Raw genomic sequence first — 13,854 nt, 5'->3', positions numbered from 1 at the left:
CAAGCCGTAGCGCACGTCTATCGGCAGCCGCTCAATGCTTGGCATCACTCACAACGCCGGGCATTTGGAGTTGGAGCGGCGACCAAGCCGTAACGAGCAGTCGCCGGCAGGCATCGACGGAACACAGGAGCCGCAGCGTATGCGTGTGCATGCCGCATCGTGCGCCGGCTGCGCCTACCTTGCGGCGAGCGCAGTCGTTTCATCAGCCATTCTTCGCTGCTTTGTCGAGGGCGCACTGCCCTCTCACCGCTACGCGCTTACTTGCGCACCGCCTCGCTCTTGGCACGGATCGCCTTGAATTCCGAGCCATCCTGCCAGCTCGGCCACTGCCGGCCGTTGGCCAGCGCCACGCCCACGTCGTAGACCAGCGTAGTGTCGGCGGCATGGCCGCTGGCATCCCATTGCGGGGTCCAGCGATCACACGGCTGGTGATAGCAGTCGGCGAAATACTTATCGCGCAGTGCCTTGCCTGCCGCGACGCCGCCGTCGAGCATGTCCAGGCCGGGGCCGGCGGTGATCGCCGGCACACCCATGCGCGCGAACGCAAAATGATCGGCGCGGTAGAAGAAGCCTGCTTCCAGATTCGGGTCCGGCGAATAGCTGCGACCACGCGCCTTGGCGGCGGTTTCCAGGTCGCCTTCCAGCGACACCCGCCCACGTCCCCACGAGGCGATGTCGCGGGTCGGACCATCGGGGCTGAACATTTCCATGTTGAGCACGGCCACGGTCTTGTCCAACGGTGCCAGCGGATGCGCGGCGTAGTAGTTGGCGCCGAGCAGGCCCTTTTCTTCGGCAGTCAAGGCAATGAAATACAACGTGCGCTGCGGCTTGGGGCCGGCTGCGAACACGCGCGCCAGTTCCAGCACGCTGGCCACGCCGGTGGCGTTGTCCACGGCGCCGCGTCGAATCGTATCGCCACTGGCATCGGCCTTGCCGATCCCGAAGGCATCCCAATGCGCGGAGAAGATCACCGTCTCATCCGGATGCTGGCTGACGGTGAGCTTGGCCACCACGTTATGCGTGACCACACGCTCGCGCCTGAGCTTGAAATCCACCGACAACGTCGCATCGCCCAGCGCCACAGGCGCGAAGCCGCGCTGCTGCGCACGTGCCTTGGCCTGTTCGAAATCCAGGCCGGCCTGCTTGAACAACGACACCGCCAGTGGACGCTGCATCCAGCCGCGCACCGGCACGTGCTGCGCGCGGGCATCGGCATCGCTGCGCTCGATGTCGAACAACGGCGACATGCCCGAACTCTGCACCGTGCCCCAGCCATACGCCGCCGGCGCTGTCTCATGCACGATCAACACCCCGGCCGCACCGCGCCGCGCGGCCTCTTCATATTTGTAGGTCCAACGGCCGTAATAGGTCACGGCCTTGCCGTCGAACGCGCCCGGCTGCGGCGATTCGAAATCGGCATCGTTGATCAGCACCACCGCAATCTTGCCGCGCAGGTCCACGCCCTTGTAGTCGTCCCATTGGCGCTCTGGCGCACTGATCCCGTAACCGACGAAGACCAGTGGCGCGTTCTTCAACGCGACCGCCTGCTGCGGGCGCAGGCTTTGCAGGGTCACATCGCTGCCATTGACCAGCGCCCGCGTCTTGCCGCCGACGCGCAGGCTTGCGCGCACCGGGCCATCCACCTGCGCGCGCACCAGCGGCACGGCCTGGGTCCAGCCGCCCTGCTCGCCACCTGGCTCCAGGCCGGCCGTCTTGAACTGTTCCACTAGGTAATCGACCGTACGCTGCTCACCGGCGCTGGCCGGCGCGCGGCCTTCAAATGCGTCCGACGCCAGCAGGCGCACATGCCGCGACAATGCCTCGGCATCGATGCCGCCGCCCGGCAGATCGTTGGCGGCCTGCGCCACACCTCCCACAAACAGGCAGGCAGACAACAGCAGGATGCGCATCGGATTCACGGTGAGGCCTTGCAACGGTAGATGACACATAGTTTACAAGCGTGCAGCCAACGCCGGAGCGCCACGATGCGAAATTGCGTTCGGTCGCAGCGACTGCGCGCATGGCAAGAGGGGCTAGCACCACCACTGCGCAGCCGCCAGGCGGGCGCGGCCCGTGCTCGGAATCGGCATGCACTATGCATCCGCTGCGGCTCTGAGCGCGCCGTCCACACCCACCTGACGACGACTCGCCATGTTTCGTTAGCCACTCCAAGAGCGAATGATCTGCGGTTTGGCTGCAAGGCTCTTGCCGGACATCGCGGCACCTTCGAGGTGGCGCGCTCTATGAACTTCCCAATGCAAGCCGAGGACCGTAGAGCTTTGAAGAAGGTCACCGACGCACTGTCTGGCGCGGTGCCCTCGCCGCTTGCGGGCATGGACGTCGCCACCGAGCCCCATGGATGGGTCACGGCGTGTCCCGCAAGCGGTGAGGACACCGCGCGCTCTAACGGCCCGGCGTTCAAACAACGCCACCAATCGCTAAAACGCTTGAGAGAGCTTGCTAGCAGTTCCACGCGCACTAACGCGTACGCACCGCACGATCCAGCCAACAGCCCAGACCTTGCGCGTTGAGCTCGATATCTGTTGCCAGCAGTCGCTCCACGGCGGCATCGTCCAACCGACATCCATGCTGGCGTGCGCGCTCCAGGTACAACGCGGTCAATGCCGCCACCATGCAGCGATGTCTGTCCGGTCGCTGCGCGCAGCCCAGCGCAATGTCGGTCATCGCATGAATCTGCTCGCCCAGCGCCTGCGCCAACGGTTCTGGCGAGGTGACACGGCCGTAATGGGTCAGATACATCGCCTGCGGTGCGGCGTCCATCAGGCGCGCGATCGACTGCAGCATGGCTTCGGGTTCGAACTGCACAGGCGAAGACGTCGGCAGGATGAAAGCGCCGCGCGCGCTGTCCAATTGGCGATACGACAGGCCGAATGTGTCGCCGGTGAACCAGCTGCGGCTGCGCGCATCCCACACGCATAGATGATGGCGCGCATGTCCAGGCGTCTCGATGGTGCGCAGCACGCGCTCGCCCAGCATCACGGTATGACCCTCACCCGCCGCGACCACACGCTCGGCCGGCACCGGCTCGATGATGCCGTAGTTGCGCGCCATGTCCGCCTCGCCATACACCGCGGTGGCACCGGCAATCAGCCGCGCAGGGTCGACCAGGTGCGGCGCACCGCGCGGATGCACCAGCACCTGCGCATGAGGCAAATGCCGCAACAACGCCCCTGCCCCGCCGGCATGATCCAGATGCACATGGGTCAGGATCAACCACTCCACCTGCGCTGGCGACAACCCGGCCGCCCGCACGGCGGCCAGCATCTGCGGTACCGACAGCGAGGTACCGCAATCGATCAGGGCAGCCCGCTGCGCTTCGACGACCAGATACGCCGCATCGAATTGCACGCCACCAAAGCCGGTATCGATGGTGTGGATGTTGAACTCGGCTGTCGCTGTCATTCGCACCCCGCAGCAGCTGTAGGAAATGCAGTGTAGGCCCAAGCCTGGCGTCGCTGTCGTGCATGTCGCAACAGGCACGACCTTACGCACCGCAATCATCCACCTCTACGCCTGCTGCGCAGCGCAGGTCACGCCTCGCGCAAGGCGTCCATCGCAGCAAGAATCACGTCGACATCCACTTGCGCATGCACGCCCGGCAGCTGCAAATCGCTGGCCTGCGCGGCCTGTTTCAGCCGCGCGATCACCTGTCCGGCATCGCGTGGCGAAGCGAAGCCATCGCTCTGCAGCAGCAATGCACCCGCGCCATCGTTCAACTTGAAGTAGAACTGGCCATCGCTTTCACGATATTGCTTGAACATCGGCAGTGCGATCTTTTCGCTGGCCTGCACCGCCGCGGTGGCGGCCTGGCTGGACAGATCGCGCAGGCCCACCGCGTTGCGCAACTCCGCCAGCAGCGGGGTGGCGTAGCGCGCGCGCAGACGCGCGCCGCCGGCGCGAAGAATCGCTTCGATCTTGGCTGGCTCTGCCATCAACGCCTCGTAGCGCGTACGCAGCGGCGCAATCTCTTGATCGATCCGCTCGAACAATTGCTGCTTGGCATCGCCCCAACCGATGCCGTCTGCAAACGCCTGCGCAAAGGCGGCAGATTCCTGCGGCGTGGCAAATGCCTGATACAGCTGAAACAACGCCGACCCCTGCGTGTCCTTCGCTTGGCCCGGGGCGCGCGAATCGGTAAGGATGGAAAACACCAGCTTGCGCAATTCCTCGCGCGGTGCGAACAGTGGAATGGTATTGCCATAGCTCTTGCTCATCTTGCGGCCATCCAGGCCCGGCAAGGTGGACACCTGCTCGTCGATCACCGCTTCGGGTAAGGTGAAAAAGTCGCGCCCGTAGACATGATTGAAACGCTGCGCGAAATCGCGTGCCATTTCGATGTGCTGGATCTGGTCGCGCCCCACCGGCACCCGGTGCGCGTTGAAGATCAAGATATCGGCCGCCATCAGCACCGGATACATGAACAAGCCTGCGGTAACCCCGGCATCCTCGTCCTCGCCATCGGCGCGGTTCTTGTCCACCGCCGCCTTGTAGGCATGCGCGCGATTGAGGATGCCCTTGCCGGCCACGCAGGTCAGCAACCACATCAACTCGGTGGTCTCGGGCACATCGGACTGCCGGTAGAACCACACCTTGTCCGGATCCAGGCCGCAGGCCAGCCAGGTGGCGGCGATTTCCAGCGTCGAACGCTGCGTGCGTGCCGGGTCCTGTGCCTTGATCAGGCTATGCAGATCGGCCAGGAAATAGAAGCTCTCCGCATCGGCGCCTGCACTGGCCTGGATGGCCGGGCGGATTGCACCGACGTAGTTGCCCAGATGCGGGGTGCCGGAGGTGGTGATGCCGGTAAGGACACGGGTGGTCATCTACGTCATGCCAGGGTGGGATAGCCCCCAAGTTTAGCGGTTCCGCACTTTTGCCACTGCCGCAGGCGCGCCGGGGAGTCGGCTCGACGCTTCAACGCAGAACGGGCCGCATCAGGCGGCCCGTCGTCTGCAAGTTGCTCGCCTCGATCGGCGGCAGAATGGCACACCGTCGTCAGGTGTCGTCGCGCAGCGACTTTTCGAACGCGCGCACTTCCGTCTGGGCGCGGTCGCGATCCCAGCCGTAGCGTTCCTGGAGCTTGCCCTGCAGATATTCGGCATTGCCTTCGGCAACCTTGAAATCGTCGTCGGTAAGATCGCCCCACTTGGCCTGGGCCTTGCCCTTCAACTGGGTCCACTTACCGGAAATGATGTCAGTGTTCATGCGATGACTCCGCTGGTGCGGTCGCGATTGACCGTGGCGCCAGCGTGCCCACGCGGGCGTTGGCACTGGATCAAAAGGTGTCAAACCGCTGATCACCGCACTGAACCGTTGCCCACTCCCGTCGCTGGTCTCACTCACATGCCGTGCCGTGTCGCGCCGCGCCTTCCACGTCAGCGCGCACAAAAAACGGGCCTTGCGGCCCGTTTGTTCGCATGCGGCGTCGGATTACTTACGCGCTGCGTCTTCCACCTTCTCGCCAGCGCCCTGCACGTCCTTGCCGGCACCTGCGACGGTGTTGCAACCCGCCAGCATTCCCACCGACAACATCGACAGCACCAGCAGCACAATTGCACGCTTCATAACACACTCCTCATGGGTAAAGCGGCGCGTTGCCGCAGATCGATCAATTCAACAAGACCACGCGATGTGACGGATCAGCACTTACCGTCGCTGCATTTTTCGGCCGTTTTCTCGACCTTGTTGCCCGCACCCTGCATGTCCTTGCCGGCGCCGGCCACGGTGTTGCAGCCCGTCATCACGCCGGCCGAAAACAGGCCCAGCACCATCAGTGTCAGCAGTCGCTTCATCGCTCGTCCTCGTTCAATACGGTGCCAGCTCACCTGGCTTGGCGCCAAATCTGACTGCGCGGCCGTGGATTTGATGTGAACGCGTCGCGGTGCGCTCGGTACGGCATCAATCCCGCATCAGCGTCGACTTTCCGAACAGGCTTTCGACCAGATCCACCGCCAGCTCGGCGGTCGCGTTACGGTTGTCCAGCACCGGGTTGAGTTCGACGATATCCAACGACCCCATGCGCCCGGTGTCGGCAATCATCTCCATCACCAGTTGCGCCTCGCGGTAGTTGGGGCCACCGGGCACGGTGGTGCCCACGCCCGGCGCGATGCTGGGGTCGAGGAAATCCACGTCGAAACTCACGTGCAGGTGCGTATCGGCGCTCATGCCCTGCAATGCCGCTTCCATGGTGCGCTTCATCCCGGCTTCGTCGATGTAGCGCATGTCGTACACATCGATGCGGTGCTGCTTGATCAGCCGCTTCTCCTCCGGGTCCACCGAACGGATGCCGATCTGCCGCACCTGCTCGGGCAACAACGCCGGCGCACTGCCGCCCAGGTGCGTCAGCGCCTCGGGGCCCAGCCCGCACAGGCAGGCCACCGGCATGCCGTGCACGTTGCCCGAAGGGGTCACCTCGCTGGTGTTGAAATCCGAATGCGCATCCAGCCACAGCACCCGCAACGGCCTGCCCTGCTCACGGCAGTACTTGGTCACCGCCGTGATCGCGCCGATGCCCAGGCAATGGTCGCCACCGAGCATGATCGGCATGCGCCCGGCACGCAGTTCGGCGTAGCTGGCGTCCATCAGCGCCTGGTTCCACGCCACCACTTCGTCCAGATGCCGGTAGCCTGCCTGCGGCGCCTGCCAGGGATTGCGCGGACCATCCAGATTGCCCAGATCGCGCACCTCCACGCCGCGGCCGACCAGCGCCTCCTGCAGGCCGGCGATGCGTAGCGCCTCCGGCCCCATGCGCGCACCGCGATGGCCCGCGCCGATGTCGGTGGGTACGCCAATCAGGGAAACCGGCACGTACTGCGTTGCCATGCGTTGCTCCAGTAACGATAAGGCCGTGCAGTCTAGTTGCCCGCCCGCACAGTGACGCGCGGCAGCGCAGCACGCATGTCGCCGGTACTGAACAGTGCGAGCAAACGCGGGGTTTAGATCTGCCTCGTCGCGCCGCTATCGTGACGTGCCAGGGCACTTTGTGGCGCACCGGACTTTGCCGATTCTGCCTGTCTGACCGCCCAGTTAAGCATCACGGGCGGGCGTGACAGCCTGCTCGGATCCGGGTGGTATGGTGCGCCGCCCGGCGCGGCACACCACGCACGTACGCGCTCGGGCCATCACGCAACAGGGGGAGTTTCATGCCGCACAACGCCGTCAACCAGGTCGTCAAGGCTGCCGTAGGCGAAGTCCCGCGGGCATTGCATTTCTACGATCTGCAGCGCATCGGTCACGAATTTGCGCAGACCATCGAACGTGAGCCGGGCATCCGCCTGTTGATGCTCTCCACTGCAGACGGGCGTGCCATTACCGAGCGTTCCAGTCTGGAGGTGGACAGTCGCCGGCTTGCCGCGATGGCCAATTCGTTCCTGACCCTGGGCGAGACCCTGGCGCGCGAATCCAGCCTGAAAGAGGCCGATTACGCGACCATCAGCACGCGTGCCGGGCAACTGGTGCTGATCCGCATCCGCGCCGACAAGCCGCTGACGCTCACCGCAGTGGGCAGTGGCGACATCAATGCCGCTGCGCTGTTGTTCAATGCCCGCGATTGCGCCGGCCGCCTCGCCTCCGTGTTGACCCCGCCGCAAGGCTGAGCACTTGGCACTGTTTGTGCATGCCGCAAGGCACCCATTCCTCATCGTTTGTAAGGACCACACGTGTCAAAACTCAATCTGGAACACCTGCATTCGCTGGCCGGCTTCGTCGGCGCGGCGCTAGTCGATAGCGACAGCGGCATGGCGCTGGGCATGACCGGCGGTACCGAGCTCAACCTGGAATTGGCGGCGGCCGGCAATACCGAAGTGGTGCGTGCCAAGCGCCGTATCGCCGAGCAGCTCGGCCTGAACGACACCATCGAAGACATCCTGATCACCCTTGCACGCCAGTACCATCTGCTGCGCCCACTGGAAAGCAACAGCACGCTGTTCCTGTATGTGGTGCTGGACCGCGCCAAGGCCAACCTGGCCATGGCCCGTCACGAGCTCAAGGCGTTCGAAAAGACTCTCGATTTCGGTTGATGCCGACAGCGCGGTGCCAGCGCATCGCCTGACCCAGCCTGCCGGTGCAGACCGGCAGGCATCTCGTAATCCAATGCGCCGCGACCGCGCCAGCTCATGACCACACCCATCCACGCCATGCGGGTCGCCACGGCCGGCCTGGACCTGCTGCACACCACACGCCTGAAGCTGGCGTGCTCGCTGCTGCTCGCCGAACGCATCGACGTGCAGTTGGGCCAATGGCCGCAGCACGCAGCCGATGTGGTGGTACTGGGCCTGGACAGCGCCGATGGCTTGGCCGCCTGGCAGGCGTTGCAGGGGCAACCGGTGCGTGTGCTGGTGGTGTCGCGCACGCCCATGGCCGGCGCGTGGATCAAGCACGGCGCCACCGTGCGCGAACTCAACGAACACATGCGCCTGCTGTTGTCCTCGCCGCACGCCACCCCGGTCGCGGAGCCGGCATTGCTGCTGCGGCATTGCCGCGGCGAATTCGGTGCCGGCGCAGTGACGCTGCAGCATGGGCAGTTGCACGTGCGTGTGGACCCGAGCAATGGTTGCGTGCAGTTGCCGGCTGGCGTGGCGCTGGCGGAGGTGATCGCCGCGCTGGACCGCTCGGGCTGGCACGTCGTGCCCGACCTCGCCGCGACCGCGTTACCTCAACGTATTTCCTTCGAAGCGCTGTTTTTCGCCCTGCCCGAGCATCTGCGCCAGGCGCTGCCGGCAGTGGAACCCGGCCATGCGCTGCAATTGCGTCAGTGGCCGGAGCTAACTGCAGAAACCAGTTCGCCAGCCCAGTTGCTGGCCATTGCCCACCTGCATGCACGCCCCTGGCGCCCGCAGGCGCTGGCCAATGCTTGCAAGCTGCCGCTGCAAACGGTGGAATGCCTGTTCGCCGCTGCACTTGCCAGCGGCCTCGCCCAGACTGCGGAGATTCCCGTGCCTGCAACGCAGCGTCGCCCAGACGGCGGCAACACGCGGTTCTTTTCCTGGGTCGCACGTCGGTTCGGCCTTTCCCTCTTCCAGGGGCAGTCATGAGTCTTCCAGCCAACAAGCTGGTGTTCGTCGGCGGCATGGGCGCCGGCAAGACCACCGCAGTGCGCTCCATCTCCGATGTGGAGCCGGTCAGCACCGAAATGCCGCTCAGCCAGGACGCGTACGGCGACAAGACCTACACCACCGTCGCGCTGGACTACAGCTCGATCGAGCTGGAAGACGGCGAACTGCTGCACGTCTACGGTGTGCCAGGCCAGAAATACCTGGATTTCATGTGGCCGCTGGTGTGCGACGGTGCGCTGGGTGTGATCGTGCTGACCAACGCACGCGACCCGCAGATGCTCACAGCCACGCTGGAGTTGTTGCGCGAGTTTTCGCAGATCGCACCCGAGGCCAGCCTGGCGGTGGGCATCACCATGACCGATGAAGTCGAGGATTTCCTGGTGCCGCCCTTTCGTGAGGCCCTGGTGGCCGAAGGCTTCCGCGTGCCGGTCATGCGCGTGGATGCGCGCTCGGCCACCCAGATCACCTTCCTGGTGAAGTCGCTGCTGTCCTACCGCTACACCTCGGCGACCAGCTGATCGAAAGCGCGCCTGGCGCGGGCGCTGGGCACGGCAGGCAAGACAAGGAATCTGGTCACGACGGTGCCTGAGAGGGCGTCACGCGGGGGATGCCGCCTCTAGGGTGGCGGCGACGCGTCCGTCTTCCTTGAAGCCAAAAACACGACTCAGTCGCGATGTGCGTGTGCAGTGTGTCTGACTTGTTCAGTATGGCCCGCGGCCAGAAGCCGGGATATCAGGACATTTCCGACATCGCGCAGGACATACCGGCGATAAGAGTTAGGCAATATCCGCCCCGGCGCGCCTCGGATCTTTCGGCTTCACCCCGTCGCGTTGCCGCCGCGCCCCGCCAGGCACGTCACGGCAGCGCTCGCACTGCATCGTCGCGTATCCCACATGTCCTGCGGCTGATTTTCGCCAGCGCGGGTGTCGCGAAGACTGCATGCTCGCCATTGCTGCTGGCGGTAGGGTCCATCGCCACGATCAGATAAAGTAGCGCGATGACAATCGAACTGAAGCCCGGCGGCTTGCTGATCGCCATCGAAGGCATCGACGGCGCCGGCAAGACCACCCTCGCCCGCCGCCTGGTCACCACACTGGAAGCGGCCGGCGCGCGCGTCGTGCTGAGCAAGGAGCCCACCAACGGCCCCTGGGGCACCCAATTGCGCCAGTCCGCCGCCACCGGCCGCCTGAGTGCAGAGGAAGAAGCCGAACTGCTCATCCGCGACCGCCACGAGCACGTGGACACGTTGATCGCGCCCGCGCTGGCACGTGGCGACATCGTCATCCTGGACCGCTATTTCCCATCGATGGTGGCCTACCAGGGCGCGGCCGGTCTACCGCTGGACGAACTCCTGGAGCGCAACGCCTTCGCGCCGCGCCCGGACGTCCTGCTGCTGCTCGACCTGCCCCCGCCCACCGGCCTGGCCCGTATCCGCGCCCGCGGCGATGCGCCAAACCACTTCGAAACCCAGGACAACCTGGAACGCTGCCGCACGATTTTTGCCGCGCTGGAATTACCCGGCAAACACGTGGTGGACGCCAGCGCCGATGCCGACAGCGTGCTGCGCCAGGCCCACGCCATCATCGTGGCCGCGTTGGCCGACCGACTGAGCGGCGATGCAGCACACACAGACACCGGCAAGGCCGCGCTGGAACTGCTCTCGGCCGGCCGCCCGGCCTGAATGCTGCACCTCGCATCGCGCGATCAACATCGCGCGATGACGTGACATGGTGCGAGCCACTTGAAGCGGCTACCAAAACGACGCGAGCAGCCTTCAGGCGAGCGTGGATAGCGCGCTCGGAACCGGAGTGCGACCCATACGCCCGCTCACACAACGCTGAGCACGTTACCGTCTGTTGGGACAGATGGCGGCAAGCAACGCGCCATCGTGCTCGGCAACGAGTTGATGCAAGGATCCCACGCCGCATCGCGTGCTCGAGCTGCAGCAACGTCGACCGTGATTGTCACGATGCATGGATCGAAGATGGTGCCGACACCCGGATTCGAACTGGGGACCTACCGCTTACAAGGCGGTTGCTCTACCAACTGAGCTATGCCGGCGAAGGCAGGCGCGTTGCGCGCCGGTGCGCATTCTAGCGCAGCGCGGCGCAATCTAGCGAACGCTGACGCGTGGCGCCGGCAGCCCCTTGCAGGGCACTGGTGGCCGCACTGGTGCGGACATCGATCCACCACCGCGATTGCCCGTTGCCGCTGGGCACCAGTTGCGCCGGGAATCCTGCGCCGACCAGGCTGGCCTGGCGCCGCTCGGCGCGCTCGCGGCTCTGGTACTGGCCCAGCGCCACGGTGTTGTCCTCGCCCTGCGCGATCACGTAGTAGTCGCCCATCCCGGCCGCGGCAATGCGCTTGACCAAGGCCTGCGCAGCCGCGCGATCGCCCACATTGGGCAACATCACCCGAAACGTGCTGATGCCGGCGTCCTTGTCCTCGCGCACGCTGGCGCGACTGGCCTGCCCACGCACGCGTGCCAGCGCGGCATCGGCATCGGCGCGTGCCGCAAAGGGTCCCAGGCTGGCGCAGCGCTCTGCGGCAGGCGGGGATGGCGTGGGCGATGCTTGTGCAGCCGTCGCGGCGACGCCATTGGCTGGTGTCGCAGCAGCGTTCGCCGCCGCTTCCGATGCACCGCGCGGCGCTTCCGCTGCAGCAGTGGTGGCCGATGTCGGCGCTGCAGACGTGGGCGTGGAGGGACCGGCAACTGCCTGCGGGGTTGGCGTGGGCATGGAGGCAGGCCCAGATGCTGTCGATGTCGATGGCGCCGTCGACGCACTCTCTGCTGCAGACCCCGATCCCGTACGCGCTGCAGCCGGCAGCACAGCCCCGCCAGCACCGGTCACCGTTGGCAGCAACTCCAGCCGCGCCACACCGGTCGGCTGCGGCGGCGCCGACGGTGGTGCCGGTGGCGGCTGCAAGGCCCACCACAACGCCACCCCGGCGTTGAGGACGATCAAAACGACGATGAGCGCACGGACATACATGCCCCGATTCTACGGCGACGACGCGGCGGTCGCCCACGTCGCCAGACCGTCCAGTACCAGGGCGGCGCGGAACGTGGCATCGGGCAGCAGCGGCAGCAACGGCGGCGCGCCACCGCCATGCACCAGCAGCCGTACCGGAACGCCCAGGCTGCGTTGGGCGTGCTGCAGGCTGCGCTCGATCAGCGCCACCGCCGCGCCATCGCAGCCGGAGGTCAAGGCATCGTCGGTGTCGATGGCAAGCTCGACGTAATCGCCGCCGCTGGCCGGCAGTTGCACCGCGCGCGCATGCAGTGCTTCGCGCATGGTGGTGGGCGAGGCGGCGATGCGGCCGCCGTGATGCAGGCCATCGGCGCCGAGCACGTCGATGGTCAATGCGGTGCCCACGCCGGCTACCAGCACCGGCGCGTCGCCACGCGCACCCAGCAACGCCAGAAAGCGATCCACGCCGAAGCGGCTCGGGTCGGCATAGGCGATGCGGATGCCGGCGCATTCGGCGGTGGTTCGCACGATGCGCACCTGCGCAAAGCGCTCCTGCAGGCAGGCGATCATGCGTTGCGTCAATGCCGGCGCGGCCACGCTGGCGACATACGCAATACGCCCGGACGGCAGCGCCGCCAGCGCCGCCGCGTCCATCGCCTCGGCGCCATGCGCCCATGCCTGCACCTGGCCGGCACGGTTGCCGTGCAGCGGCGCGTACTTGAAGCGCGAATTTCCCAGGTCGAACAACCACTCGCTCATGCAGGTCTCACGCTCACTTCTCCGGAGTGGAACAGGCGCACCGTCTCGCCCACTTGCACCCGCAACGCACCATCGGCCGCCAGGCCGAGCGCGACTCCAGTCTGTCGGTTGCCGGCTTCTTCGACCTGCACCGCTCGCCCGCTCAAGACATCCAGGTCTGCATAGCGTCCCAGAAACGGCGCCAGCCCCTGCGCCTCGAACAGGTCCAGTGCCGGCAGCATCCCGGACAGCACCGCTGCCGTCACCCGGTCGCGCGACACCGGGCTGCCAGCCAGGGTATCCAGGTCGACCCACGGCTGGTCGATGCTGGCCGCTGCGGTCGCCGGCATGTGTACGTTCAAGCCCAGCCCGATCACTGCACGCGCGTTGCCGGCCATCTCGCCGCCGCCTTCGATCAACAGGCCGCCCAGCTTGCGCTGCCGCGCCAGCAGATCGTTGGGCCACTTCAGCCCGACATCGGCGAACCCGCAACCGCGCAAGGCTTCGGCCACTGCCACACCCACAGCCAAGCTCAGGCCCGCGAGTTGGCCCAGCCCGCCATTGAAACGGCGCGACGCCGACAGATAAATGTGCGCGCCCAGCGGCGAAGTCCATTGACGGCCGCGCCGGCCGCGGCCGCCGGTCTGGCGCTCCGCCAGCAGCACCGCCACGCCCTGTTCGGGCGCCGGCTGCGCCAGCAAGGTGGTGTTGGTGGATTCCAGCGTCCAGGCCACATCCAGTGCTGTCAGCCCAGCTGCCGCACCGGATGCCATGCCGGCACGGATGCGCGTCGCGTCCAGCAGATCCAACGGCGTGGCCAGGCGGTACCCGTCGCCAGCCCGCCCCTCGATGTCGACGCCGGCCGCTCGCAGATTCTGGATGCGCTTCCACACCGCCGCGCGGGTCAGCCCGGCATCGCGCGCCAACGCATCGCCAGACAGCCGGCCACCGGCAAGTTTGGCCAGCAATGCACGGTCATCCACGGCTGCGGCGGGCGATGCGGCGTGACGTGGCGACGGCGCGGTCTGCAGCATCCGCAAGCAATGCCTGTGCTGCGTAGCCGGTGTGCCGCC

General features: G+C 66.1%; 15 protein-coding genes, 1 tRNA gene and 1 other RNA gene. 6 read left to right on the top strand and 11 right to left on the bottom strand.

Annotation, left to right across the window (positions count from 1 at the left end; all coding sequences use genetic code 11):
- Nucleotides 1-257 precede the first annotated feature (257 nt).
- Entirely contained in the window at nt 258-1,949 is a 1,692-nt protein-coding gene (locus tag J7367_RS02510; RefSeq protein ID WP_057660634.1) for a M28 family metallopeptidase, read from the bottom strand.
- Between the two features lie 139 nt (nt 1,950-2,088).
- Between J7367_RS02510 and J7367_RS02505 the strand changes: the two genes are divergently transcribed.
- A non-coding RNA gene (locus J7367_RS02505) (sX9 sRNA) lies at nt 2,089-2,165 on the top strand.
- 313 nt (nt 2,166-2,478) lie between these two features.
- Here the strand turns inward: J7367_RS02505 and J7367_RS02500 are convergent.
- The 6 genes from J7367_RS02500 to rocF all read right to left on the bottom strand — a co-directional run bounded on the left by J7367_RS02500 (nt 2,479) and on the right by rocF (nt 6,840).
- A complete protein-coding gene (locus J7367_RS02500) occupies nt 2,479-3,522 on the bottom strand; it encodes an MBL fold metallo-hydrolase (protein ID WP_057660635.1) in 1,044 nt (347 codons plus the stop codon).
- 29 nt (nt 3,523-3,551) lie between these two features.
- On the bottom strand, nt 3,552-4,841 hold the full coding sequence (locus J7367_RS02495) for a tryptophan--tRNA ligase (protein WP_007966942.1): 1,290 nt from the start codon (nt 4,839-4,841) through the stop codon (nt 3,552-3,554).
- A 172-nt stretch (nt 4,842-5,013) separates the two neighbouring features.
- The gene (locus tag J7367_RS02490) at nt 5,014-5,223 is read right to left on the bottom strand and encodes a CsbD family protein (RefSeq protein WP_016904514.1); all 210 of its coding nucleotides are present in this window, start codon (nt 5,221-5,223) and stop codon (nt 5,014-5,016) included.
- Between the two features lie 225 nt (nt 5,224-5,448).
- The gene (locus J7367_RS02485) at nt 5,449-5,583 is read right to left on the bottom strand and encodes an entericidin A/B family lipoprotein (RefSeq protein ID WP_005914328.1); all 135 of its coding nucleotides are present in this window, start codon (nt 5,581-5,583) and stop codon (nt 5,449-5,451) included.
- Nucleotides 5,584-5,657: 74 nt separating this feature from the next.
- Complete coding sequence (locus J7367_RS02480) at nt 5,658-5,810, bottom strand: entericidin A/B family lipoprotein (protein WP_003486606.1); 153 nt, start codon at nt 5,808-5,810, stop codon at nt 5,658-5,660.
- Nucleotides 5,811-5,916: 106 nt separating this feature from the next.
- Nucleotides 5,917-6,840 carry an arginase gene (rocF, locus tag J7367_RS02475; RefSeq protein ID WP_057660636.1) on the bottom strand — a complete coding sequence of 308 codons (924 nt, stop codon included), beginning with the start codon at nt 6,838-6,840 and terminating at the stop codon, nt 5,917-5,919.
- 320 nt (nt 6,841-7,160) lie between these two features.
- Here rocF and J7367_RS02470 point away from each other — a divergent pair, with 320 nt between their 5' ends.
- From J7367_RS02470 to tmk, 5 genes are all read left to right on the top strand, one after another.
- Nucleotides 7,161-7,613: a roadblock/LC7 domain-containing protein gene (locus tag J7367_RS02470; protein ID WP_007974175.1), complete on the top strand. Its 453-nt coding sequence runs from the start codon at nt 7,161-7,163 to the stop codon at nt 7,611-7,613.
- A 63-nt stretch (nt 7,614-7,676) separates the two neighbouring features.
- Entirely contained in the window at nt 7,677-8,036 is a 360-nt protein-coding gene (locus tag J7367_RS02465; protein WP_057660641.1) for a hypothetical protein, read from the top strand.
- Nucleotides 8,037-8,132: 96 nt separating this feature from the next.
- Nucleotides 8,133-9,050 (top strand): hypothetical protein, encoded by a 918-nt coding sequence (locus tag J7367_RS02460; RefSeq protein WP_057660643.1) that lies wholly within the window; start codon nt 8,133-8,135, stop codon nt 9,048-9,050.
- Nucleotides 9,047-9,589 (top strand): GTPase, encoded by a 543-nt coding sequence (locus tag J7367_RS02455; RefSeq protein ID WP_003486615.1) that lies wholly within the window; start codon nt 9,047-9,049, stop codon nt 9,587-9,589. Before J7367_RS02460 ends, J7367_RS02455 begins: the two co-directional genes overlap by 4 nt.
- A 479-nt stretch (nt 9,590-10,068) precedes the next feature.
- A complete protein-coding gene (tmk, locus tag J7367_RS02450; RefSeq protein ID WP_057660646.1) occupies nt 10,069-10,752 on the top strand; it encodes a dTMP kinase in 684 nt (227 codons plus the stop codon).
- Nucleotides 10,753-11,056: 304 nt separating this feature from the next.
- On the opposite strand, the gene J7367_RS02445 is transcribed toward tmk, so the two are convergent.
- The 4 genes from J7367_RS02445 to birA form a co-directional block, all read right to left on the bottom strand.
- Nucleotides 11,057-11,132 (bottom strand) — tRNA-Thr (locus J7367_RS02445).
- Between the two features lie 32 nt (nt 11,133-11,164).
- Nucleotides 11,165-12,064: an SPOR domain-containing protein gene (locus J7367_RS02440; protein WP_081027675.1), complete on the bottom strand. Its 900-nt coding sequence runs from the start codon at nt 12,062-12,064 to the stop codon at nt 11,165-11,167.
- Between the two features lie 9 nt (nt 12,065-12,073).
- Entirely contained in the window at nt 12,074-12,802 is a 729-nt protein-coding gene (locus J7367_RS02435; RefSeq protein ID WP_007966936.1) for a type III pantothenate kinase, read from the bottom strand.
- Complete coding sequence (gene birA / locus J7367_RS02430) at nt 12,799-13,815, bottom strand: bifunctional biotin--[acetyl-CoA-carboxylase] ligase/biotin operon repressor BirA (protein ID WP_057660648.1); 1,017 nt, start codon at nt 13,813-13,815, stop codon at nt 12,799-12,801. The genes J7367_RS02435 and birA overlap by 4 nt, the downstream gene beginning before the upstream one ends.
- Between the last annotated feature and the right edge of the window lie 39 nt (nt 13,816-13,854).

Origin of the sequence: Xanthomonas sp. D-36-1, assembly GCF_017746155.1 — a bacterium.
GTDB classification, from domain to species: Bacteria; Pseudomonadota; Gammaproteobacteria; order Xanthomonadales; family Xanthomonadaceae; genus Xanthomonas; species Xanthomonas cissicola.
This window is presented reverse-complemented; position numbering and strand designations above follow the sequence as displayed.

Bases quoted from the DNA above. Each gene is read 5' to 3' on its own strand.
- J7367_RS02510 (WP_057660634.1), bottom strand. From the start codon at position 1,949: ATGTGTCATCTACCGTTGCAAGGCCTCACCGTGAATCCGATGCGCATC.
- J7367_RS02500 (WP_057660635.1), bottom strand. From the start codon at position 3,522: ATGATTGCGGTGCGTAAGGTCGTGCCTGTTGCGACATGCACGACAGCG.
- J7367_RS02495 (WP_007966942.1), bottom strand. From the start codon at position 4,841: ATGACCACCCGTGTCCTTACCGGCATCACCACCTCCGGCACCCCGCAT.
- J7367_RS02490 (WP_016904514.1), bottom strand. From the start codon at position 5,223: ATGAACACTGACATCATTTCCGGTAAGTGGACCCAGTTGAAGGGCAAG.
- J7367_RS02485 (WP_005914328.1), bottom strand. From the start codon at position 5,583: ATGAAGCGTGCAATTGTGCTGCTGGTGCTGTCGATGTTGTCGGTGGGA.
- J7367_RS02480 (WP_003486606.1), bottom strand. From the start codon at position 5,810: ATGAAGCGACTGCTGACACTGATGGTGCTGGGCCTGTTTTCGGCCGGC.
- rocF (WP_057660636.1), bottom strand. From the start codon at position 6,840: ATGGCAACGCAGTACGTGCCGGTTTCCCTGATTGGCGTACCCACCGAC.
- J7367_RS02470 (WP_007974175.1), top strand. From the start codon at position 7,161: ATGCCGCACAACGCCGTCAACCAGGTCGTCAAGGCTGCCGTAGGCGAA.
- J7367_RS02460 (WP_057660643.1), top strand. From the start codon at position 8,133: ATGACCACACCCATCCACGCCATGCGGGTCGCCACGGCCGGCCTGGAC.
- J7367_RS02455 (WP_003486615.1), top strand. From the start codon at position 9,047: ATGAGTCTTCCAGCCAACAAGCTGGTGTTCGTCGGCGGCATGGGCGCC.
- tmk (WP_057660646.1), top strand. From the start codon at position 10,069: ATGACAATCGAACTGAAGCCCGGCGGCTTGCTGATCGCCATCGAAGGC.
- J7367_RS02440 (WP_081027675.1), bottom strand. From the start codon at position 12,064: ATGTATGTCCGTGCGCTCATCGTCGTTTTGATCGTCCTCAACGCCGGG.
- J7367_RS02435 (WP_007966936.1), bottom strand. From the start codon at position 12,802: ATGAGCGAGTGGTTGTTCGACCTGGGAAATTCGCGCTTCAAGTACGCG.
- birA (WP_057660648.1), bottom strand. From the start codon at position 13,815: ATGCTGCAGACCGCGCCGTCGCCACGTCACGCCGCATCGCCCGCCGCA.